Consider the following 17,297-nt stretch of genomic DNA (forward strand, 5'->3'; position numbering starts at 1 on the left):
GGGGGGGGGGGGGGGGGGGGGGGGTCGGGGCGGCGCGGGGGGGGGGGGCGCCGCGGGGGCCGCCCCCCCCCCCGGCTGCGTCGTCGTAGGGGTTCGGGTCAGTTCGCCATCAGATCGGCGCCTCGCCAGCTGAACTCCGGGTCCGTCGCGAACTTCACCGTGATCTTCACGAGATCCTCGGCGTACTTGTTCGCGTGGTGCCCACAGAACACCAACTCGCTCCCACCCGCCAGAGTGATACGGAGCTTGCCGGCAGCATTGCAGCGGTCGCACCGTTCATCGGCGGCTGGGGGAGCCACCGTTTCGGGCGGCGGCGTGAGGGTCGGGGTCATCGCCTTCCTCCTCTGGTCGTCACCGATGAACACTCTCTTCGGTCGTTGCTCACTCATCGTGCAACACCCTTACCGGGCCCCGCCTTCCCAGTGTGCCCGCGGGGGACCGAGGTCACACCTGGCGGGAAGGACAGTGTGCCGTGCACCCAGGGTGCCACGTCAACGATCACAAACACGTATTGGACGGGTCACCATCGCATGTTCTACGCCTGGTGATCAAACCGACACGACGGGTTGACGTGAACGGCTCAGTCCAGGTAGTCCCGGAGGACCTGGGAGCGCGACGGGTGCCGGAGCTTGGACATCGTCTTGGACTCGATCTGCCGGATCCGCTCCCGGGTCACCCCGTAGACCTGACCGATCTCGTCGAGGGTACGCGGCTGGCCGTCGGTCAGGCCGAAACGCAGCCGGACCACCCCCGCCTCCCGCTCGGAGAGCGTCTGCAGGACCTGCTGGAGCTGGTCCTGCAGCAGGGAGAACGAGACGGCGTCGACCGCGACCACGGCCTCCGAGTCCTCGATGAAGTCACCGAGCTGGCTGTCACCCTCGTCACCGATGGTCTGGTCGAGCGAGATCGGCTCCCGAGCGTACTGCTGGATCTCCAGCACCTTCTCGGGTGTGATGTCCATCTCCTTGGCCAGCTCCTCCGGGGTGGGCTCACGGCCCAGGTCCTGGAGCAGCTCGCGCTGGATGCGGCCGAGCTTGTTGATCACCTCGACCATGTGCACCGGGATGCGGATGGTGCGGGCCTGGTCGGCCATCGCCCGGGTGATCGCCTGCCGGATCCACCAGGTGGCGTACGTGGAGAACTTGTAGCCCTTGGTGTAGTCGAACTTCTCGACGGCGCGGATCAGGCCGAGGTTGCCCTCCTGGATCAGGTCGAGGAAGGCCATCCCCCGCCCGGTGTACCGCTTGGCCAGCGAGACGACCAGCCGGAGGTTCGCCTCCAGCAGGTGGTTCTTGGCGCGCTCGCCGTCCCGGGAGATCCAGAGCAGGTCGCGCTGCATGTCGCGGGTCAGCTTCTCCTCGCCGTCGTCGGCGGCACGCAGCCGCTCGGCGGCGTAGAGCCCGGCCTCGATCCGCTTGGCCAGCTCGACCTCCTGCTCGGCGTTGAGCAGCGGAACCTTGCCGATCTGCTTGAGGTAGGCCCGGACCGAGTCGGCGGAGGCGGTGAGTTCGGCGTCCCGACGGGCCTGCTTGAGCGCCTCGGACTCCTCGTCGTCCCACTCGAAGTCGTTGTCGGTGGCGGAGGCGGCGGCGTCGGTCTCGGCGGCCCGGGTCAGCTCGGCCGGCTCCTCCACCACCACGTCCTCGATCTCCGCAGCCAGCTGCTCGGGATCGATCTCGCCCTCGGCGCCCTCGCCCTTGGCCTTCGTGGCGGCCTTGCCGGCCCCGGCGGCGGCCACCGTCGCCTTGGTGGCACGGGTCGACATCGTAGCCTTGGCGGCCGGCATGGCGGCCGTCGCGGCCACCCCGGGGGCGGTGGCCGCCTTACGCGGGGCCGCCTTGCGCGGGGCGGGCGCGGTGGCCTCCTCGGCGGCGGGTGCCTGCTTCGGGGCCGGCGCGACCGCCTTCTTGGTGGTCTTGGCGGTGGTGGCCCGCGAGGCCGGTGTGGCCGACCGGGCGGCGGCCACCCGGCGGGGGCGGGTGCTGGCGGAGCCGTCGACCACCACGGTGACGCCCGCCTCGGAGAGCGCCCGCAGGATCTTCTTGGCCTGGGCCGGGGTCACCTCGGCGGATTCGACGGTGCGCGCGAGCTGGGCCGACGTCAACTGACCACCGGCGCTCTGGGCGTGGGCGATCAGGGTGTCGGTGAGCGAGCGAACGTCGGCGCCGGGCTGGCGGGGTTCTGTCACGAATGACCTTCCGGAGGCGAAGAGCGAGCACGGCCGGAGTCGTCCGGCGCAGCGTGGCATGCCGTGCCGTCGACGTCGTTGAGTGGCCCCCGTGTCCCGGGCCGGCTGTGCGGCGGTGGTCCGTGGCGCGTGGGCAGGGTGAATTGTAACCCCGGTTGGCGCGATCATCCTGCGGCGCACGGCAACCGGCCGTCTGTACCACCGGTTCGGCACGGATGTCGACTTTGCGGCCAGCTTATCGACCCGTCCGCCGGTCGGTCGGTCGACGCCGGAAACCGCCTGTCGCACCGGGTGCGTCCGGCCGCGACGGCGCCTGCCTATGCTGTCCGGACGAGATCGACGACGCGCGGCGGCGCACGCGCCGCGCCGGACGGCGGGGGCGGGACGCGGTCGGCTCCCGACCGGTACGCCCGGTGCGCGCCCGGCGGCCGCGAAGGGGGCAGGGTTCGATGACGGGTTCGACGCCCACCGCGCGGGAACTGCTCGGGATCGCCGTCGAGGTGGCCCGGGAGGCGGCCGACACGGCGGCCCGGATGCGGGCCGAGGGGGTCTCGGTCGCGGCGACCAAGAGCACCGCCACCGACGTCGTCACCGCCGCCGACCGGGCGGTGGAGCGGCAGGTGGTGGCAGCCCTGCGCGCGGCCCGACCGACCGACGTGGTGTACGGCGAGGAGTACGGCGGCGCCGAGGCCGGCGCGGACGGCGTGCGCTGGATCGTCGACCCGATCGACGGCACGGTGAACTACCTGTACGGGCTGCCGTACTGCGCGGTCTCGCTCGCCGCCGAGGTGGACGGCCGGGTGGTCGCCGGGGTGGTGCGCAACGTCGCGACCGGCGAGGAGTGGACCGCCACCGCCGGTGGTGGGGCCTGGCGCGACGGCCAGCGGCTGCGCTGTTCCACGGAGACGGAGCTGGGGCAGGCGTTGGTCGCCACCGGGTTCGGCTACGACGCCGGTCGCCGCCGGCACCAGGCCAGGGTGGTCGCCGAGCTGATCGGGGACGTGCGGGACATCCGGCGGATGGGGGCGGCGGCGCTGGACCTGTGCCTGGCCGCCGAGGGGCGGTTGGACGCCTACTACGAGAAGGGGCTGGCCGCCTGGGACCTGGCCGCGGGCGGGCTGGTCGCTACGGAGGCCGGGCTGCGGGTGACCGGTCTGAACGGTCGTCCGGCCGGCCCCGACCTGGTCATCGCGGCCCCACCGGCGCTCTTCACGCCGCTGCACACCCGGCTGGCCGCGCTGGACGCCTCCGGCGGCCCCTGAACGCTCCCCGGCCGGCCGCCACCCGGCGGCCGGAGCATGGCGCGACAGCCGGGTGGCAGCCGGGGAACGGCGGTGGGGCCGGGCGGTCGCCGGGGGTGGCGGGACCGGTTACTTGTCCTCCACCGGCATCGGGCAGGAGCCCTCCGGTGCGACCGGCGCGCCCAGGTCGCCGAGGGACTGGTTGACCTCGGTGGTGGTGGCCAGCTGCTGGAAGCTGTCGCCCAGCACCACGTCGACCGTGTCGTCCTGACGCTTGGGGTCGTAGTCGCGTTCGGCGTTGTTGAGGAAGAAGGCGCGCAGCAGGTGCGCCGAGCCGACCCCCTTGGGACCGAACCGCAGCAGCGCGACGCCGTCGAAGTGCTTGGGGGCGTTGCCCTCCTTCTTGACCTGGAACTTCCGGTTGCGGAAGTCGTCGCCCACGCTGCTGGCCAGGCCCGGCTCGCCGGTGCCGTTCAGGATGTTGATCTTGACATCCTTGTAGGTGCGCAGGGACAGGTCGGCCAGCGGCCAGCCCTCGGGGCAGCCCTTGGCGTTGGCACCGCTGCCCTGGGTGTCGCGGACCACGGCGACGATGACGATGACCAGGGCGACGACCGCCAGCAGGCCGACGACAACGAGTGCTCGCACTCGCGCAAAGCTCATCTGGGTGCTCCCCGGACAGTGGGTGGTGGCGGCGAACGTCGGCGTCGGCCGGCGCCGTCGGCCGTCGAGTACGCCGCTGAGGTTAACGGTTGTCCGGCGGACGCGTGGAAACAGTCCGACATGCCGGCGCGCCAACCGGGAACGGGGTACTACTACCCCTATCTTCGTGTCGCCTGAGTCACATTGGGAACATCTTGGGCCGCTGGGGCGTACATGTCTGCCGCGAGGGCGGTATACATGCCTCGCCCGGTAGGGGGTAAGGTACCGCGCTCGTCGGGTCCTGCCCCCGGCGACCTTGATCCAGAGGCCGTCGGGTCGGGCGACCGACACACATTGGTGGCCGGCCAGTGGGAACCGAAACAGCGTCGCCCGGCGTTACAACCGGAAGCGACAACATCGATATGGGAGAGTGAAACCGATGGCCACCGACTACGACGCCCCGCGCCGCGACGAGGTCGACCTCGGCGAGGACAGCCTGGAAGAGCTCAAGGCCCGGCGGGTCGACTCACAGTCGGGCGCCGTGGACGTCGACGAGGCCGAGGTGGCCGAGAGCTTCGAGCTGCCCGGCGCTGACCTGGCCGACGAGGAGCTGACCGTGAAGGTCCTCCCGATGCAGCAGGACGAGTTCCGGTGCGGACGCTGCTTCCTGGTGCACCACCGCAGCCAGTTGGCGGTCGAGCGCAACGGCGACCTGATCTGCCGCGAGTGCGTCTGAGCACCCACCACACCAGCGGCGGCCTCCTCGCGGGGCCGCCGCTGCCCGAGCCGCCGTGCGGGTACGGCGGGTTACTGCTTGACTCGTGGTAGGCGCGTCCACCGGACCGGTGGACACCACGGGAGGGGCAGACGGATGAACGAGCACGGCGGGTCCGATCCGGACGGTCCGAAGTCCGACGTCGGCCCGCCCGTCGTCGTTCCCGGAGACGGGCGGGCCGGCACCGATCCGACCGCCCCGCCCGGCACCGATCCGACGCTGATGGTCGGGGACACCCCGGCCGATGCCGGGGCGGTCACCGCCGCCGGCGACGAGCTGGGTGCCACGGTGGCGGCGCTGACCGCCGACGACATCGCGCCCGCCCGCCGTCGGCAACTGCTCGCCCGGCTGGTCGGGCAGGCCCGGGGCCGGGGGATCGCCGACCTGTTCAAGCCACGGGCGGCGCTGCGCTGGATGACCGACACGGTCGCCGACGTCGCGCCGCACATCCCCGTCCGGGACCTGGCGACGCTGCGGCGGCACTTCCCCGGCCTGGACGACGAGGCGCTCGCCGACCGGTTGGTCCGCAACGCCACCCGGGCCACCGCCGGGGTGGGCGCGGCCGGAGGCGGCGTCGCCGCGGTGGAGTGGGCGGTCGCCCCGACCCTGCTGTCCGCGCCGGTGCTGCTCGCCGCCGAGACGGTGGCCGTGGTGTCGATCGAACTCAAGCTGATCGGCGAGCTGCACGAGATCTACGGCGCACCGCTGCCCACCGGCGGCACCCCCCGGACCATCGCCCTGGTCCAGTCCTGGGCCAGCCAGCGGGGGATCAACCCGATGATGCCGGGTGTCGGGGTGAGCGCGGTGCTCGGCACCGCCGCCCGCAAGGAGCTGCGGGACACGCTGCTCAAGCGGTTCGGCCGCAACCTGACCACGCTGGGCCCGTTCCTCACCGGGGCGGCCGTGGCCAGCTACCTCAACCGTCGGGCCACCCGGTCCCTGGCCGACCAGCTCCGCCGCGACCTGCGCAGGCAGCGCCGGGAGCTGCCCGGCGGGCCACCCGCCCTGCCTGCCCCCGGCAAGCCCTGACCCGGCCAGCCCTGACCTCGAACCGCCCCGAACCGACCCCGGCCGACCGGTCCGGGAGGCGCGTCGGGCCTCGCTCAGGCCCTGTCGCTCAGGCCGTGTCGCGGGCGGCCAGCAGGGCGGCGGCCAGCTCGGTCGGTCGGCGGGAACTCACCACCCAGAACGGGGTGGGGTCGTCCGGATCGTCGAGCACCACCTGCACCGCGCCGCCGATCCAGGGCCGCTGCACCACGAAGGCCAGCGGGTCCGCGCCCACCCCGAGCACCTCGCGCCGGCCACCGGCGTCGAGCGGGACGGCGTCGGCGACGTACCGGACGGGCAGGTGGGCGTCGTCGACCCACAGCTCACCGTCGGCGACCGCGACCCGGACCCGGCCCAGCCACCACAACCCGGCCAGGGTGGCCGGCAGCAGCAGCGCGAAGGGCAGCCAGGCGCGTACCCCGCCGGCGCCCATCCACAGCTCGACCGCGGCGAACCCGGCCAGGGCCACCCCGGCCGCCCAGCACCACCAGGGCAGGCCCAGCCGCTCGGAGTACGCCGGGACGGCCGCGACGTGCGGGGTCGGCGACGACGGGGAAGGCGACAGGCTCACACCTCGAGGGTACGGAACACGACGGGCGGTCGACCCGGCAGGATGGCAGGGCACCCCGTGAACGTCGACGGAAGAGGCAGACCCGTGACCCACGCCGTACCCGTGCCCGTCCGGCAGCTCGATCCGGAGCTGCCGCTGCCCGCGTACGCCCATCCGGGCGACGCCGGTGCCGACCTGGTGGCCGCCGCGGACGTCGAGTTGCCCCCCGGCGGCCGGGCCCTGGTCCCCACCGGCGTGGCGCTGGCCCTGCCGGAGGGCTACGTCGGCCTGGTCCACCCACGCTCCGGGTTGGCCGCCAGGCTCGGCGTGACGGTGCTCAACGCGCCCGGTACGGTCGACGCCGGCTACCGGGGTGAGATCCTGGTCAACCTGATCAACCACGATCGGGACGCACCGGCGAAGATCTCCCGTGGCGATCGCATCGCGCAACTCGTTGTCCAGCGGGTGGAGCGGGCCGATTTCCAGCCGGCGGCGGTGCTGCCCGGGTCCCGACGGGGGACCGGCGGACACGGGTCGACCGGTGGCCACGCCGGGCTCGTGCCCCCGCCCGGTGGCCCGACCCGGGCGGCGGACACCGATCGGGTCGGCGAACGGACGGAAGAGGTGGCAGGGTGAGTGCGAACAGCGGAGGGTGGGCGCAGTGATCTTCTCCCGAAAGCGGGCCGACAACGGGCGGCACGCCCGTGACGAGCGGGCCGGCGGCCCCGACGCGTACGAGACGGCGGGCCCGGCCCGTGGCCCGTACGACGTCGCCGAGGCACCGGACGACGTGCAGCGCCTCGACCTGGGCAGCCTGCACATCCCGGCGGTGCCCGGGGTCGAGGTGCGGGTGCAGGCCGACCCGCAGGGCGTCGTCCAGCAGGTGGTGCTCGTCCACGGGGACAACGCCCTCCAGCTCGGTGTCTTCGCCGCCCCCCGCTCCGAGGGCATCTGGGACGAGGTGCGCGACGAGATCCGGCAGTCGCTGATCGCCGACGGCGCCACCGCCCAGGAGGCCCGGGGCGAGTACGGCGTCGAGCTGCACGCCCGGGTGCGTACCCCGGACGGCCCGACCGACCTGCGCTTCGTCGGCATCGACGGCCCGCGCTGGATGGTCCGGGGCGTCTACCAGGGTGCCGCCGCCACCGACCCGGCCGCGGGGGGGGGGCGGGGCCCCCCCGGCACCGCTGTCCGCCCCCGGCGACCCGGCCGAGGTCGGCGGCGCGTCCCGGCCACGAGCCGGCGGCGGCGTTCCGGTGGGGCGGCGGCGTTCCGGTGGGGTGCCGACCGGGGGCGGCCGCACCGGAACGACGCAGCGGGGCCGGATCGGCGTACGCTGGCGGCACGGTCCCACCCGGGGCCGGGTGACGCCGGTGCCGACCGGTCAGCGTGGAGAGGGTGACGCGGAGGTCATGTCGACCGACGAGAGCCGGATGTCGCTACGGGGCATCCTGCGCCGGTTCACCGCCAGCGAGGCCGAGATCGAGGCGCAGGAGCTACGCCGGGAGAGCGCCGAGTCCGGTGGCGTGCTGGCCCGGCAGTGCATGCGGGGGCAGGTGGTCTCGGTCGCCGGGCGGCTCCGCACGGTGGTCTACACGCCCCGGACCAACCTGCCCACCCTGGAGGCGGACCTCTACGACGGCAGTGACGTGGTCACCCTGGTCTGGCTGGGTCGACGGCACATCGCCGGCATCGAGCCGGGCCGGCACCTGACCGCCCGGGGCCGGGTGGCCGTCCGGGACGACCGCAAGGTCATCTACAACCCGTACTACGAGCTGGAGTCGCCGAAGTGACGACGGGACAGCCCCCGGCCACCGAGCCGCAGACCACCCCGCCGGACGACGAACGGCTGCCCAGCCTCGCCGAGCAGATGGCCGACCAGCTCGGCGGCTGGCGCGGGCTGGTCGAGTCCAGCATCCCCGTGGTGGTCTTCGTGCTGGCCAACGTGGTCGGCGAGCTACGGCCGGCGGTGATCGCCTCGGTCGGGGTGGCGGTGCTGATCGCGATCGTCCGGCTGGTCCAGCGCCGTCCGGTCCGGCACGCCGTCAACGGGCTGTTCGGCATCGCGGTCGGCGCGGCCATCGCCTGGCGTACCGGGGACGAGCGGGACTTCTACCTCCCGGGCATCCTCTACGGCATCGGCTACGGCATCGCCCTGCTGCTCTCCGCGGTGATCCGGCAGCCCCTGGTCGGGTGGATCTGGTCGGTGCTGGTGGCCAAGGGGCGCTCCGAGTGGCGCGACGACCCCCGGCTGGTGCGTACCTTCACCCAGCTCACCGTGCTCTGGGGGGTGGTCTGGCTGGCCAAGGTCGGGGTGCAGGCCGGGCTCTACCTGGCCCACCAGGACACCGCGCTGGGGGTGGCCCGGCTCGCCCTCGGCTACCCGCCCTACGCGCTGCTGCTGCTGATCACGGTGTGGGTGGTACGCCGGGTGACCCGGGAGTCCGCACCACAGCCGCTGCCCGGCGGCTGACCGCCAGGGCCGGCAACCGGGGCCTCCAGGGCCGGCAGGCAACCGTCCGGCACCCGCCGGGTGGGACGGTCAGCCCGCGCCGCGGGTCCGTTCCACGCTGTCTGGGCCGAGGATCACCCCGCGCACCTCGTCCTCCACCTGGGCGGTGCACACGAAGATCAGTTCGTCGCCGGCCTCGATGGGGTCGTCGGGGCTGGGCACCAGCACCCGCTTGCCGCGCAGGATCGCCACCAGCGCGGCGTCCCGGGGGAGCGGCACGGCGTGGATCGGCTGGCCGACGTAGGGCGCGGTCGGCGGCAGGGTGATCTCCACCAGGTTCGCCTCACCCTGCCGGAAGGTCATCAACCGGACCAGGTCGCCGACGGTGACCGCCTCCTCGACCAGCGCGGCCATCACCCGGGGCTTGCTGACCGCCACGTCGACGCCCCACTGCTCGGTGAACAGCCACTCGTTCTCGGCCCGGTTGACCCGGGCCACCACCCGGGGCACCGCGAACTCGGTCTTGGCCAGCAGGGACACCACCAGGTTGACCTTGTCGTCGCCGGTGGCGGCGACCACCACGTCGCAGCCCGCGACGTTCGCCTCCTCCAGGCTGGCCAGCTCGCAGGCGTCGGCCAGCACCCAGTCGGCGGTCGGCACCCGGTCCGGGCGCAGCATCCGGGGCTGCCGCTCGATCAGCATCACCTGGTGGCCGTTGTCGATCAGCTCCTGGGCGATCGACCGGCCCACGTTGCCGGCGCCCGCGATGGCGATCCGCATGGCTCAGTGCCCTCCTTCGGGCGGCGTGGCGGCCACCGCGGTGACCTGGGCGGCGATGTCGTCGGTGACCATCAGGTAGAGCTGGTCACCCTCCTGCACGACGCTGGACGCGGTGGGCAGCATGCCGATGCCGAAGCGGGTCAGGTACGCCACCCGGGTCCCGGCCGCCTCCTCCAACTGGCGCAGCGGCCGGCCGATCCAGTCCTTGTGCACCGGCACCTCGATGATCGACACGGTGCTGGTCGGGTCCCGGAAGATCTCCACGTTGCCCTCGGGGACCAGGTGGCGCAGCATCCGGTCGGCCGTCCAGCGGACGGTGGCGACGGTGGGGATGCCGAGCCGCTCGTAGACCTGCGCCCGGCGCTGGTCGTAGATCCGGGCGGCGACCCGGGAGACGCCGAACGTCTCGCGGGCCAACCGGGCCGAGATGATGTTGGAGTTGTCGCCACTGGAGACGGCGGCGAAGGCGTCCGCCCGTTCGATGCCCGCCTGGCGCAGCACCTCGCCGTCGAAGCCGGCACCGGTGACGGTGATCCCGGCGAAGTCGGGGCCGAGGCGGCGGAACGCGTCGGCGTCCTGGTCGATCACGGCCACCGAGTGCCCCCGGGACTCCAGGCTCTGGGCCAGCGTCGAGCCGACCCGCCCACAGCCCATGATCACGACGTGCACGGTGTCCCTCCCAAGGTGTGCCCGCCTCCCGGCGACTGTCGTCTGCGAGCCTGCCACGTCCACCCCGACCACGGGGGACCGAACGGTACCGCGCCGGGACCTGGGAAGGGGATCAGGCACCCCCCGGCGACCACGATCCGGTGGTCGTACCCTTAGCGCTTGTGGCCAGTCCCACCTCGCTGCTGAAGCGACTCCTCGTCGGTCGACCGTTCCGGTCGGACCGGCTCCAGCACACCCTCCTGCCCAAGCGCATCGCCCTGCCGGTCTTCGCCTCCGACGCGCTGTCCAGCGTCGCGTACGCCCCGGACGAGATCCTGCTGACCCTCTCCATCGCCGGGGCGTCGGCGTTCCTGTTCTCCCCCTGGATCGCCCTCGCGGTGGTCGTGGTCATGCTGACCGTGGTGGCCAGCTACCGGCAGAACGTGCACGCGTACCCCTCGGGCGGCGGCGACTACGAGGTGGCCACCGTCAACCTGGGTCCCCGGGCGGGGCTGGCGGTGGGCAGCGCGCTGCTGGTCGACTACGTGCTGACCGTCGCCGTGTCGGTCTCCTCCGGGGTGGCCAACCTCGGTTCGGTGGTGCCCTTCGTGGCCACCCACAAGGTGCTGATCGCGGTGAGCGCGGTGGTGCTGCTGACCGCGATGAACCTGCGCGGGCTGCGCGAGTCCGGCACCGCGTTCGCCATCCCCACGTACGGCTTCGTGATCGTCATCGGCGGGATGATCCTCACCGGGCTGGTCCGGTACTTCATCCTCGGCGACGACCTGCGCGCCCCCAGCGCCGGGCTGGAGATCCAGGCCGAGCACAGCGTGACCGGCTTCGCGCTGATCTTCCTGCTGCTGCGGACCTTCTCCTCCGGCTGCGCCGCGCTGACCGGGGTCGAGGCGATCTCCAACGGGGTGCCGGCGTTCAAGGCCCCGAAGAGCCGCAACGCGGCCACCACCCTGCTGCTGCTCGGCACGATCTCGGTGTCCATGCTGGTCGGCATCATCTGGCTGGCCCGGCTGACCGGCCTGCAGTTCGTCGAGGACCCGAACACCCAGATCCTCTCCGGCCCCGACGGGTACGTGCAGAAGACCGTCACCACCCAGCTCGGCGAGACCGTCTTCGGCGGCGGGTCGGTGCTGCTCTACGTGGTCGCCGGGATGACCGCGCTGATCCTGTTCCTGGCCGCGAACACCGCGTTCAACGGTTTCCCGGTGCTCGGTTCGATCCTCGCCCAGGACCGCTACCTGCCCCGGCAGTTGCACACCCGGGGCGACCGGCTGGCGTTCTCCAACGGCATCGTCTTCCTCGCCGTCTTCGCGATCGTGCTGATCGTCGGTTTCCAGGCCGAGGTGACCCGGCTGATCCAGCTCTACATCGTCGGCGTCTTCGTCTCGTTCACGCTCTCCCAGGCCGGCATGATCCGGCACTGGAACCGGCACCTGCGCACCGAGCGTGACCCGCAGGCCCGCCGGCGGATGTTCCGCTCCCGGGCGATCAACGCGTTCGGCATGGCGATGACCGGCACCGTCCTGGTCATCGTGCTGATCACCAAGTTCCTGCTCGGCGCGTGGATCGCCATCGCCGCGATGGCGGTGATCTACGTGCTGATGCTGGCCATCCGCCGGCACTACGACCGGATCGCCGCCGAGCTGGAACCGACCGAGGTACGCGGGGTGCTGCCCGCCCGCAACCACGCCATCGTGCTGGTCAGCAAGCTGCACCAGCCGACCCTGCGGGCCATCGCGTACGCCCGCGCCACCCGGCCGGACACACTGACCGCCGTGACCGTCAACGTGGACGAGAAGGACACCCGGCAGCTCCAGCAGGAGTGGGAGCGGCGGGAACTGCCGGTGCCGCTGACCGTGGTCGACTCGCCGTACCGGGAGATCACCAGGCCGATCCTGAACTTCGTGGCGAACACCCGCCGGGAGTCCCCCCGCGACGTGGTCACCGTCTTCATCCCCGAGTACGTCGTGGGCCACTGGTGGGAGAACCTGCTGCACAACCAGAGCGCGCTGCGGCTCAAGGGCCGGCTGCTCTTCGAGCCCGGTGTGATGGTGACAAGTGTGCCCTGGCAGTTGGCGTCCACCGCGACCAAGAACCTCGACCGGCTGGACGAGACGCTGAGCCGTACCCCCGCCCGGGGGCCCCGGGTCGCGCCGCGCAGCACCCTGCCGCCGCCCGTCCCGCCGGTGACCGCCCCGTCCGGCGAGCCCGGCCCGTCGACCGGAGACCGCCCGTGACCGCGTACCCCGGCCCCGCCCGTTCCGCGACCACCGACCGCACCGCGCCGGCCGGCACCGCCCGGCCGGACCGGCCGGGCGGCGAGGACCAGCGGCCCGGGTTGGAGGAGGCCGAGCGGGTCGAGTTGACAGTCGACGCGGTCGCCCCCGGCGGGCACTGCGTGGCCCGGGTCGACGGCCAGGTGGTCTTCGTCCGGCACGCGCTGCCCGGGGAACGGGTGGTCGCCGAGGTGACCGAGCTGCACCGGGGGTTCGCCCGCGCCGACGCCGTCGAGATCGTCGAGGCGTCACCGGACCGGGTCGCCCCGCCCTGCCCGTACGCCCGGCCGGGCGGCTGCGGCGGCTGCGACCTGCAACACGTGGCCCCGGCCGCCCAGCTCGACTGGAAGACGGCCGTGGTGCGCGAGCAGCTCAGCCGGCTCGGCGGGCTCACCGACGCCGAGATCGACGCGCTGCGGGTCACCGTCGCGCCGCTGCCCGGCGGCCCGCTGGGCTGGCGGTCCCGGGTCCGTTACGCGGTCGACGCCACCGGCCGGGCCGGGCTGCTCAAGCACCGCTCGCACGAGGTGGTGCCGATCGACCGCTGCCTGATCGCCCACCCGGCGATCCAGACGCTGCCGGTACTCGGGCAGAACTGGCCGGCGGCCGACGCGGTGGCGACGGTCGCCTCCACCGGCGGCGACGTCGTGGTCACCGCCCTCGCCGACGGGACGCCCACCCCGGTCGACCTCCCCGGCGGGCCGGCGACGACCGACCTTCCCGGGGCCCCGGCCGTCGCCCCCGGCGGGCCCACGGCCGGCGACGCCCCGGCGACGGTACGGGAGGTCGCCGCCGGCAGGGACTGGACGGTGCCGGCCGGCGGGTTCTGGCAGGTGCACCCGGCCGCCGCCGACACCCTGGTCGACGCGGTCCTCGACCTGCTCGACCCGCGGCCCGGCGAATCCGTCTGGGACCTGTACGGCGGGGCCGGCCTGTTCGCCGCCGCGCTCGCCGCCCGGGTCGGCCCGGACGCCCGGGTCACCGTGGTCGAGTCCGCCGCCGCGGGGGTCGCCGCCGCCCGGCGCAACCTGGCCGACCTGTCCCGGGTCGAGGTGGTCGCCGCCCGGGTGGAGACCGCGCTGGCCCGCCGCCGGATCACCGGCCCGGTCGACCTGGTGGTGCTCGACCCGCCACGCACCGGTGCGGGCGCGGCGGTGGTGCGGGACATGATCGCCGCCACCCCCCGGGCGATCGCCTACGTCGCCTGCGACCCGGCCGCCTTCGCCCGGGACGTACGCACCTTCGGCCGGGCCGGCTGGCGACTCGCCACCCTGCGCGGCTACGACCTGGTCCCGATGACCCAGCACGTCGAACTCGTCGGCCTGTTCCTGCCCCCGGCCCGCTGACTAGCCTGGCCCGATGAAGATCGTCGGGCTGATGTCGGGCACCTCGTACGACGGGGTGGACGTGGTCGCCGCCGAGTTCACCACCGCCGGGGACACCCTGCGGATGCGCCCGCTCGGGCACCGGGAGTGCGGCTACGACGCGGAGCTGCGGGAACGGATCGAGGCGGTGCTGCCGCCGGGGCCGACCACGGTCGAGGCGGTCTGCCGGCTCGACAACGCCCTCGGCGCGGTGTTCGCCGACGCCGCCGCGCTCGGCGTCGAGCTGGCCGGCGGGTCGGCCGACCTGGTCGTCTCACCCGGGCAGACCGTCTTCCACTGGGTCGACGGCGGCACCGTGCGGGGCACCCTCCAACTCGGCGCGCCGGCCCGGGTCGCCGCCCGGGTGGGCGTACCCGTGCTGTCGGACCTGCGGTCGGCGGACGTCGCCGCCGGCGGGCAGGGCGCGCCGCTGGTCCCCGCCTTCGACGCCCTGCTGCTCGCCCCGGCCGCCGAGGCCGCCCCGGGCGGGCTGCCCGGCGGCGGGGTGCGGGCGGCGCTCAACCTGGGTGGTATCGCCAACCTCACCGTGGTCGCGCCGGACGCCCCCGTGCTCGGCTACGACGTGGGCCCGGCCAACGCCCTGCTCGACGCGGCGGCCCGCCGGTTCCTCGACCGGCCCTGCGACGTCGACGGGGCACGCGCGGCGGCCGGCCGGGTGCACCCCGGGCTGCTGGCGCTGCTGCTCGCCGAGCCCTACTACGCGGCGACGCCGCCGAAGTCCACCGGCAAGGAGCTGTTCCACGCCGGCTACCTCGACGACCGGCTTGCGGCGCTCGGGGAACCGGTGGCCCGCGACGACGTGTTCGCCACGCTGACCGAGCTGACCGCCCGGACGGTCGCCGACGCCTGCCGGCGGCACCGGGTGACCGAGCTGGTGGCCGCCGGTGGCGGGGTCCGTAACCCGACCCTGTGGGGTCGGCTGTCCGCCCTCGGCGACGGCCGGTGGACGCTGCGCACCACCGACGAGCTGGGGGTGCCCGCCCAGGCCCGGGAGGCGTACGCGTTCGCCCTGCTCGGGTGGCTGTCCTGGCACGGTCTGCCGGGCGCGGTGCCCTCGGTGACCGGCGCCCGGCGGGCCGCCGTGCTGGGGTCCTGGACCCCGTCCGGCCCGCCGTACGGGGTGGTCGCGCCGCGACCGCCCCGCCGGCTGGCCGTGCTCCGCTGACCCGGGCCGCCCCGGCGGGCGCACCGGCGCCGGTGGCCGTCGCACCGCCGATCAGGGCTCCCACCTGCGGTGATCCACGGCAGGGCTGCGGAGTGTGCGGCGGCCGATAGACTCTCTCGTCATGAGTGTTGACGAGGACACGGCCAACCACGGTCGGCTACTGGGCACCGTCCGTGGTCCGCAGGACGTGAAGCGGATGACCGGCGAACAGCTGGACATCCTCGCCGCCGAGATCCGTGACTTCCTGATCGCCAAGGTGTCCCGCACCGGTGGACACGTCGGCCCCAACCTGGGCGTGGTGGAGCTGACCCTGGCCATGCACCGGGTCTTCGACTCCCCGCGCGACCGGCTCCTGTTCGACACCGGCCACCAGTCGTACGTGCACAAGATCGTCACCGGCCGGCAGGACGGCTTCGACAAGCTCCGCCAGCGCGGTGGCCTCTCCGGCTACCCCAGCCAGGCCGAGAGCGAGCACGACCTGATCGAGAACTCGCACGCCTCCACCGCCCTGTCCTACGCCGACGGGCTGGCCAAGGCGTACGCCCTGCGCGGCGAGCAGCGCAGCGTGGTCGCCGTGGTCGGCGACGGGGCGCTCACCGGCGGCATGTGCTGGGAGGCGTTGAACAACATCGCCACCGCCGGCAACCGGCTGGTGATCGTGGTCAACGACAACGGCCGTTCCTACTCGCCCACCATCGGCGGTCTGGCCGACCACCTGTCGTCGCTGCGGCTCAACCCCGGCTACGAGAAGGTCCTCGACACGGTCAAGGACGCCCTGGGCAACACCCCGTTCGTCGGCAAGCCGATGTACGAGGTGCTGCACGCGGTCAAGAAGGGCATCAAGGACGCGGTCGCCCCGCAGGCCATGTTCGAGGACCTCGGCATCAAGTACGTCGGCCCGGTCGACGGGCACGACATCGCCGCCGTCGAGTCGGCGCTGCGCGCGGCCAAGAACTTCGGCGGCCCGGTGATCGTGCACGCGGTGACCCGCAAGGGCTACGGCTACCGCCCGGCCGAGGAGGACGAGGCGGACTGCCTGCACGGTCCGGGCGCGTTCGACGTCGAGACCGGCAAGCTGCTCGCCGCCCCGTCGGTGAAGTGGACCCAGGTCTTCGCCGACGAGCTGGTCGCCATCGCCGACGAGCGGCCCGACGTGGTGGGCATCACCGCCGCGATGGCCGAGCCCACCGGCATCGCCACCCTGGCCCGCAAGCACCCCCACCGGGTGTACGACGTGGGTATCGCCGAGCAGCACGCGGCCACCTCCGCGGCCGGCCTGGCGATGGGCGGCCTGCACCCGGTGGTGGCCGTCTATGCGACCTTCCTCAACCGCGCCTTCGACCAGGTCCTGCTGGACGTGGCGATGCACAAGCTGCCGGTGACGTTCGTGCTGGACCGGGCCGGCATCACCGGGCCCGACGGGCCGAGCCACTACGGCATCTGGGACATGTCGGTCTTCGGGGTGGTGCCGGGGCTGCGGATCGCCGCCCCCCGCGACTCCGCCAGCCTCCGCGAGGAGCTGCGCGAGGCGATCGCCGTCGACGACGGTCCCACCATCGTCCGGTTCCCCACCGGCACCGTCGCCGCCGACCTGCCGGCCATCCGCCGGGTCGGCCCGGTCGACGTGCTGGCCGAGTCGGCCCGTACCGACGTGCTGCTGGTGGCGGTGGGCTCCTTCGGGCTGCTCGGGATGGAGGTGGCGTCCCGGCTGGCCGAGCAGGGCTACGGCGTCACCGTGGTCGACCCGCGTTGGGTGCGTCCGGTGCCGGCCGAGCTGGTCGAGCTGGCCGCCGGGCACCGCCTCGTGGTCAGCGTCGAGGACGGCGTCCGCATCGGCGGTGTCGGTGACGCGCTGGGCCAGGCGATGCGCGACGCCGACGTCCGGGTGCCGCTGCGCGACCTGGGCGTACCGGCCGACTGGCACCCGCACGGCACCCGGGCGCAGATCCTGGCCGACCTGCGGCTGACCGCGCAGGACGTGGCCCGGGACGTCACCGGCTGGATCTCCGGCCTGGACGGCGACGCCCCCTCCGTGGAGACGGTCCGCCTCCCGGCCCCCGACACCACCCCCAACTGACCCACCCCGACCCCGCAGGGGCGGTCACGGCACTGCCGTGACCGCCCCTGCCCCGT

Annotated in this window: 17 protein-coding genes; 11 read left to right on the top strand and 6 right to left on the bottom strand. The window is 73.7% G+C overall.

The features are described 5' to 3' along the window. Window positions 1-98: 98 nt before the first annotated feature. Entirely contained in the window at window positions 99-332 is a 234-nt protein-coding gene (locus tag ACOJTC_RS10080; protein ID WP_088646450.1) for a DUF7455 domain-containing protein, read from the bottom strand. Between the two features lie 248 nt (window positions 333-580). Next, window positions 581-2,188 (bottom strand): RNA polymerase sigma factor, encoded by a 1,608-nt coding sequence (locus ACOJTC_RS10085; RefSeq protein ID WP_420116658.1) that lies wholly within the window; start codon window positions 2,186-2,188, stop codon window positions 581-583. Between the two features lie 449 nt (window positions 2,189-2,637). On the opposite strand from ACOJTC_RS10085, the gene ACOJTC_RS10090 reads away from it, so the two are divergent. After that, window positions 2,638-3,450 (top strand): inositol monophosphatase family protein, encoded by an 813-nt coding sequence (locus ACOJTC_RS10090; protein ID WP_420116659.1) that lies wholly within the window; start codon window positions 2,638-2,640, stop codon window positions 3,448-3,450. A 108-nt stretch (window positions 3,451-3,558) separates the two neighbouring features. Here the strand turns inward: ACOJTC_RS10090 and ACOJTC_RS10095 are convergent, their stop codons facing one another. Beyond that, on the bottom strand, window positions 3,559-4,077 hold the full coding sequence (locus tag ACOJTC_RS10095; protein ID WP_204923979.1) for a LytR C-terminal domain-containing protein: 519 nt from the start codon (window positions 4,075-4,077) through the stop codon (window positions 3,559-3,561). A 433-nt stretch (window positions 4,078-4,510) separates the two neighbouring features. Here ACOJTC_RS10095 and ACOJTC_RS10100 point away from each other — a divergent pair, with 433 nt between their 5' ends. After that, entirely contained in the window at window positions 4,511-4,807 is a 297-nt protein-coding gene (locus ACOJTC_RS10100; RefSeq protein WP_067315205.1) for a DUF4193 domain-containing protein, read from the top strand. Window positions 4,808-5,068: 261 nt separating this feature from the next. After that, window positions 5,069-5,875, top strand: coding sequence for a hypothetical protein (locus ACOJTC_RS10105; protein WP_420116664.1), 807 nt, complete (start codon window positions 5,069-5,071; stop codon window positions 5,873-5,875). An 88-nt stretch (window positions 5,876-5,963) separates the two neighbouring features. Here ACOJTC_RS10105 and ACOJTC_RS10110 read toward each other — a convergent pair whose 3' ends face one another. Continuing rightward, entirely contained in the window at window positions 5,964-6,464 is a 501-nt protein-coding gene (locus ACOJTC_RS10110; RefSeq protein WP_204923980.1) for a DUF3093 domain-containing protein, read from the bottom strand. A gap of 42 nt (window positions 6,465-6,506) precedes the next feature. Here ACOJTC_RS10110 and dut point away from each other — a divergent pair, with 42 nt between their 5' ends. The 4 genes from dut to ACOJTC_RS10130 are packed head-to-tail and all read left to right on the top strand — an operon-like array spanning window position 6,507 to window position 8,916. Further along, window positions 6,507-7,079, top strand: a complete 573-nt coding sequence (gene dut, locus ACOJTC_RS10115; protein WP_372444558.1) for a dUTP diphosphatase — start codon at window positions 6,507-6,509, stop codon at window positions 7,077-7,079. Window positions 7,080-7,104: 25 nt separating this feature from the next. Continuing rightward, window positions 7,105-7,845, top strand: a complete 741-nt coding sequence (locus ACOJTC_RS10120) for a DUF3710 domain-containing protein (protein ID WP_420116660.1) — start codon at window positions 7,105-7,107, stop codon at window positions 7,843-7,845. Window positions 7,846-7,855: 10 nt separating this feature from the next. Beyond that, a complete protein-coding gene (locus ACOJTC_RS10125) occupies window positions 7,856-8,236 on the top strand; it encodes an OB-fold nucleic acid binding domain-containing protein (RefSeq protein ID WP_088646422.1) in 381 nt (126 codons plus the stop codon). Continuing rightward, window positions 8,233-8,916 (top strand): DUF3159 domain-containing protein, encoded by a 684-nt coding sequence (locus tag ACOJTC_RS10130; protein ID WP_204923982.1) that lies wholly within the window; start codon window positions 8,233-8,235, stop codon window positions 8,914-8,916. Before ACOJTC_RS10125 ends, ACOJTC_RS10130 begins: the two co-directional genes overlap by 4 nt. 69 nt (window positions 8,917-8,985) lie before the next feature. On the opposite strand, the gene ACOJTC_RS10135 is transcribed toward ACOJTC_RS10130, so the two are convergent. Together ACOJTC_RS10135 and ACOJTC_RS10140 are read right to left on the bottom strand one after the other, a co-directional pair. Then, a complete protein-coding gene (locus ACOJTC_RS10135; RefSeq protein ID WP_204923983.1) occupies window positions 8,986-9,675 on the bottom strand; it encodes a potassium channel family protein in 690 nt (229 codons plus the stop codon). Window positions 9,676-9,678: 3 nt separating this feature from the next. After that, window positions 9,679-10,344, bottom strand: coding sequence for a potassium channel family protein (locus ACOJTC_RS10140; RefSeq protein WP_204923984.1), 666 nt, complete (start codon window positions 10,342-10,344; stop codon window positions 9,679-9,681). A gap of 161 nt (window positions 10,345-10,505) precedes the next feature. Between ACOJTC_RS10140 and ACOJTC_RS10145 the strand changes: the two genes are divergently transcribed. The 4 genes from ACOJTC_RS10145 (at window position 10,506) to dxs (ending at window position 17,241) form a co-directional block, all read left to right on the top strand. Next, on the top strand, window positions 10,506-12,575 hold the full coding sequence (locus tag ACOJTC_RS10145; RefSeq protein ID WP_420116661.1) for an APC family permease: 2,070 nt from the start codon (window positions 10,506-10,508) through the stop codon (window positions 12,573-12,575). Window positions 12,576-12,676: 101 nt separating this feature from the next. Beyond that, a complete protein-coding gene (locus tag ACOJTC_RS10150) occupies window positions 12,677-13,960 on the top strand; it encodes a class I SAM-dependent RNA methyltransferase (RefSeq protein ID WP_420116665.1) in 1,284 nt (427 codons plus the stop codon). 13 nt (window positions 13,961-13,973) lie between these two features. Further along, entirely contained in the window at window positions 13,974-15,164 is a 1,191-nt protein-coding gene (locus ACOJTC_RS10155) for an anhydro-N-acetylmuramic acid kinase (RefSeq protein WP_420116662.1), read from the top strand. 121 nt (window positions 15,165-15,285) lie between these two features. Beyond that, window positions 15,286-17,241 carry a 1-deoxy-D-xylulose-5-phosphate synthase gene (dxs, locus tag ACOJTC_RS10160; RefSeq protein ID WP_420116663.1) on the top strand — a complete coding sequence of 652 codons (1,956 nt, stop codon included), beginning with the start codon at window positions 15,286-15,288 and terminating at the stop codon, window positions 17,239-17,241. The last annotated feature ends 56 nt before the right edge of the window (window positions 17,242-17,297 follow it).

Source organism: Micromonospora sp. (assembly GCF_048594385.1).
In the GTDB taxonomy this organism is placed as follows: domain Bacteria; phylum Actinomycetota; class Actinomycetes; order Mycobacteriales; family Micromonosporaceae; genus Micromonospora; species Micromonospora wenchangensis.

Bases quoted from the DNA above. Each gene is read 5' to 3' on its own strand.
- ACOJTC_RS10080 (WP_088646450.1), bottom strand. From the start codon at position 332: ATGACCCCGACCCTCACGCCGCCGCCCGAAACGGTGGCTCCCCCAGCC.
- ACOJTC_RS10090 (WP_420116659.1), top strand. From the start codon at position 2,638: ATGACGGGTTCGACGCCCACCGCGCGGGAACTGCTCGGGATCGCCGTC.
- ACOJTC_RS10100 (WP_067315205.1), top strand. From the start codon at position 4,511: ATGGCCACCGACTACGACGCCCCGCGCCGCGACGAGGTCGACCTCGGC.
- ACOJTC_RS10105 (WP_420116664.1), top strand. From the start codon at position 5,069: ATGGTCGGGGACACCCCGGCCGATGCCGGGGCGGTCACCGCCGCCGGC.
- dut (WP_372444558.1), top strand. From the start codon at position 6,507: ATGGCAGGGCACCCCGTGAACGTCGACGGAAGAGGCAGACCCGTGACC.
- ACOJTC_RS10125 (WP_088646422.1), top strand. From the start codon at position 7,856: ATGTCGACCGACGAGAGCCGGATGTCGCTACGGGGCATCCTGCGCCGG.
- ACOJTC_RS10135 (WP_204923983.1), bottom strand. From the start codon at position 9,675: ATGCGGATCGCCATCGCGGGCGCCGGCAACGTGGGCCGGTCGATCGCC.
- ACOJTC_RS10155 (WP_420116662.1), top strand. From the start codon at position 13,974: ATGAAGATCGTCGGGCTGATGTCGGGCACCTCGTACGACGGGGTGGAC.
- dxs (WP_420116663.1), top strand. From the start codon at position 15,286: ATGAGTGTTGACGAGGACACGGCCAACCACGGTCGGCTACTGGGCACC.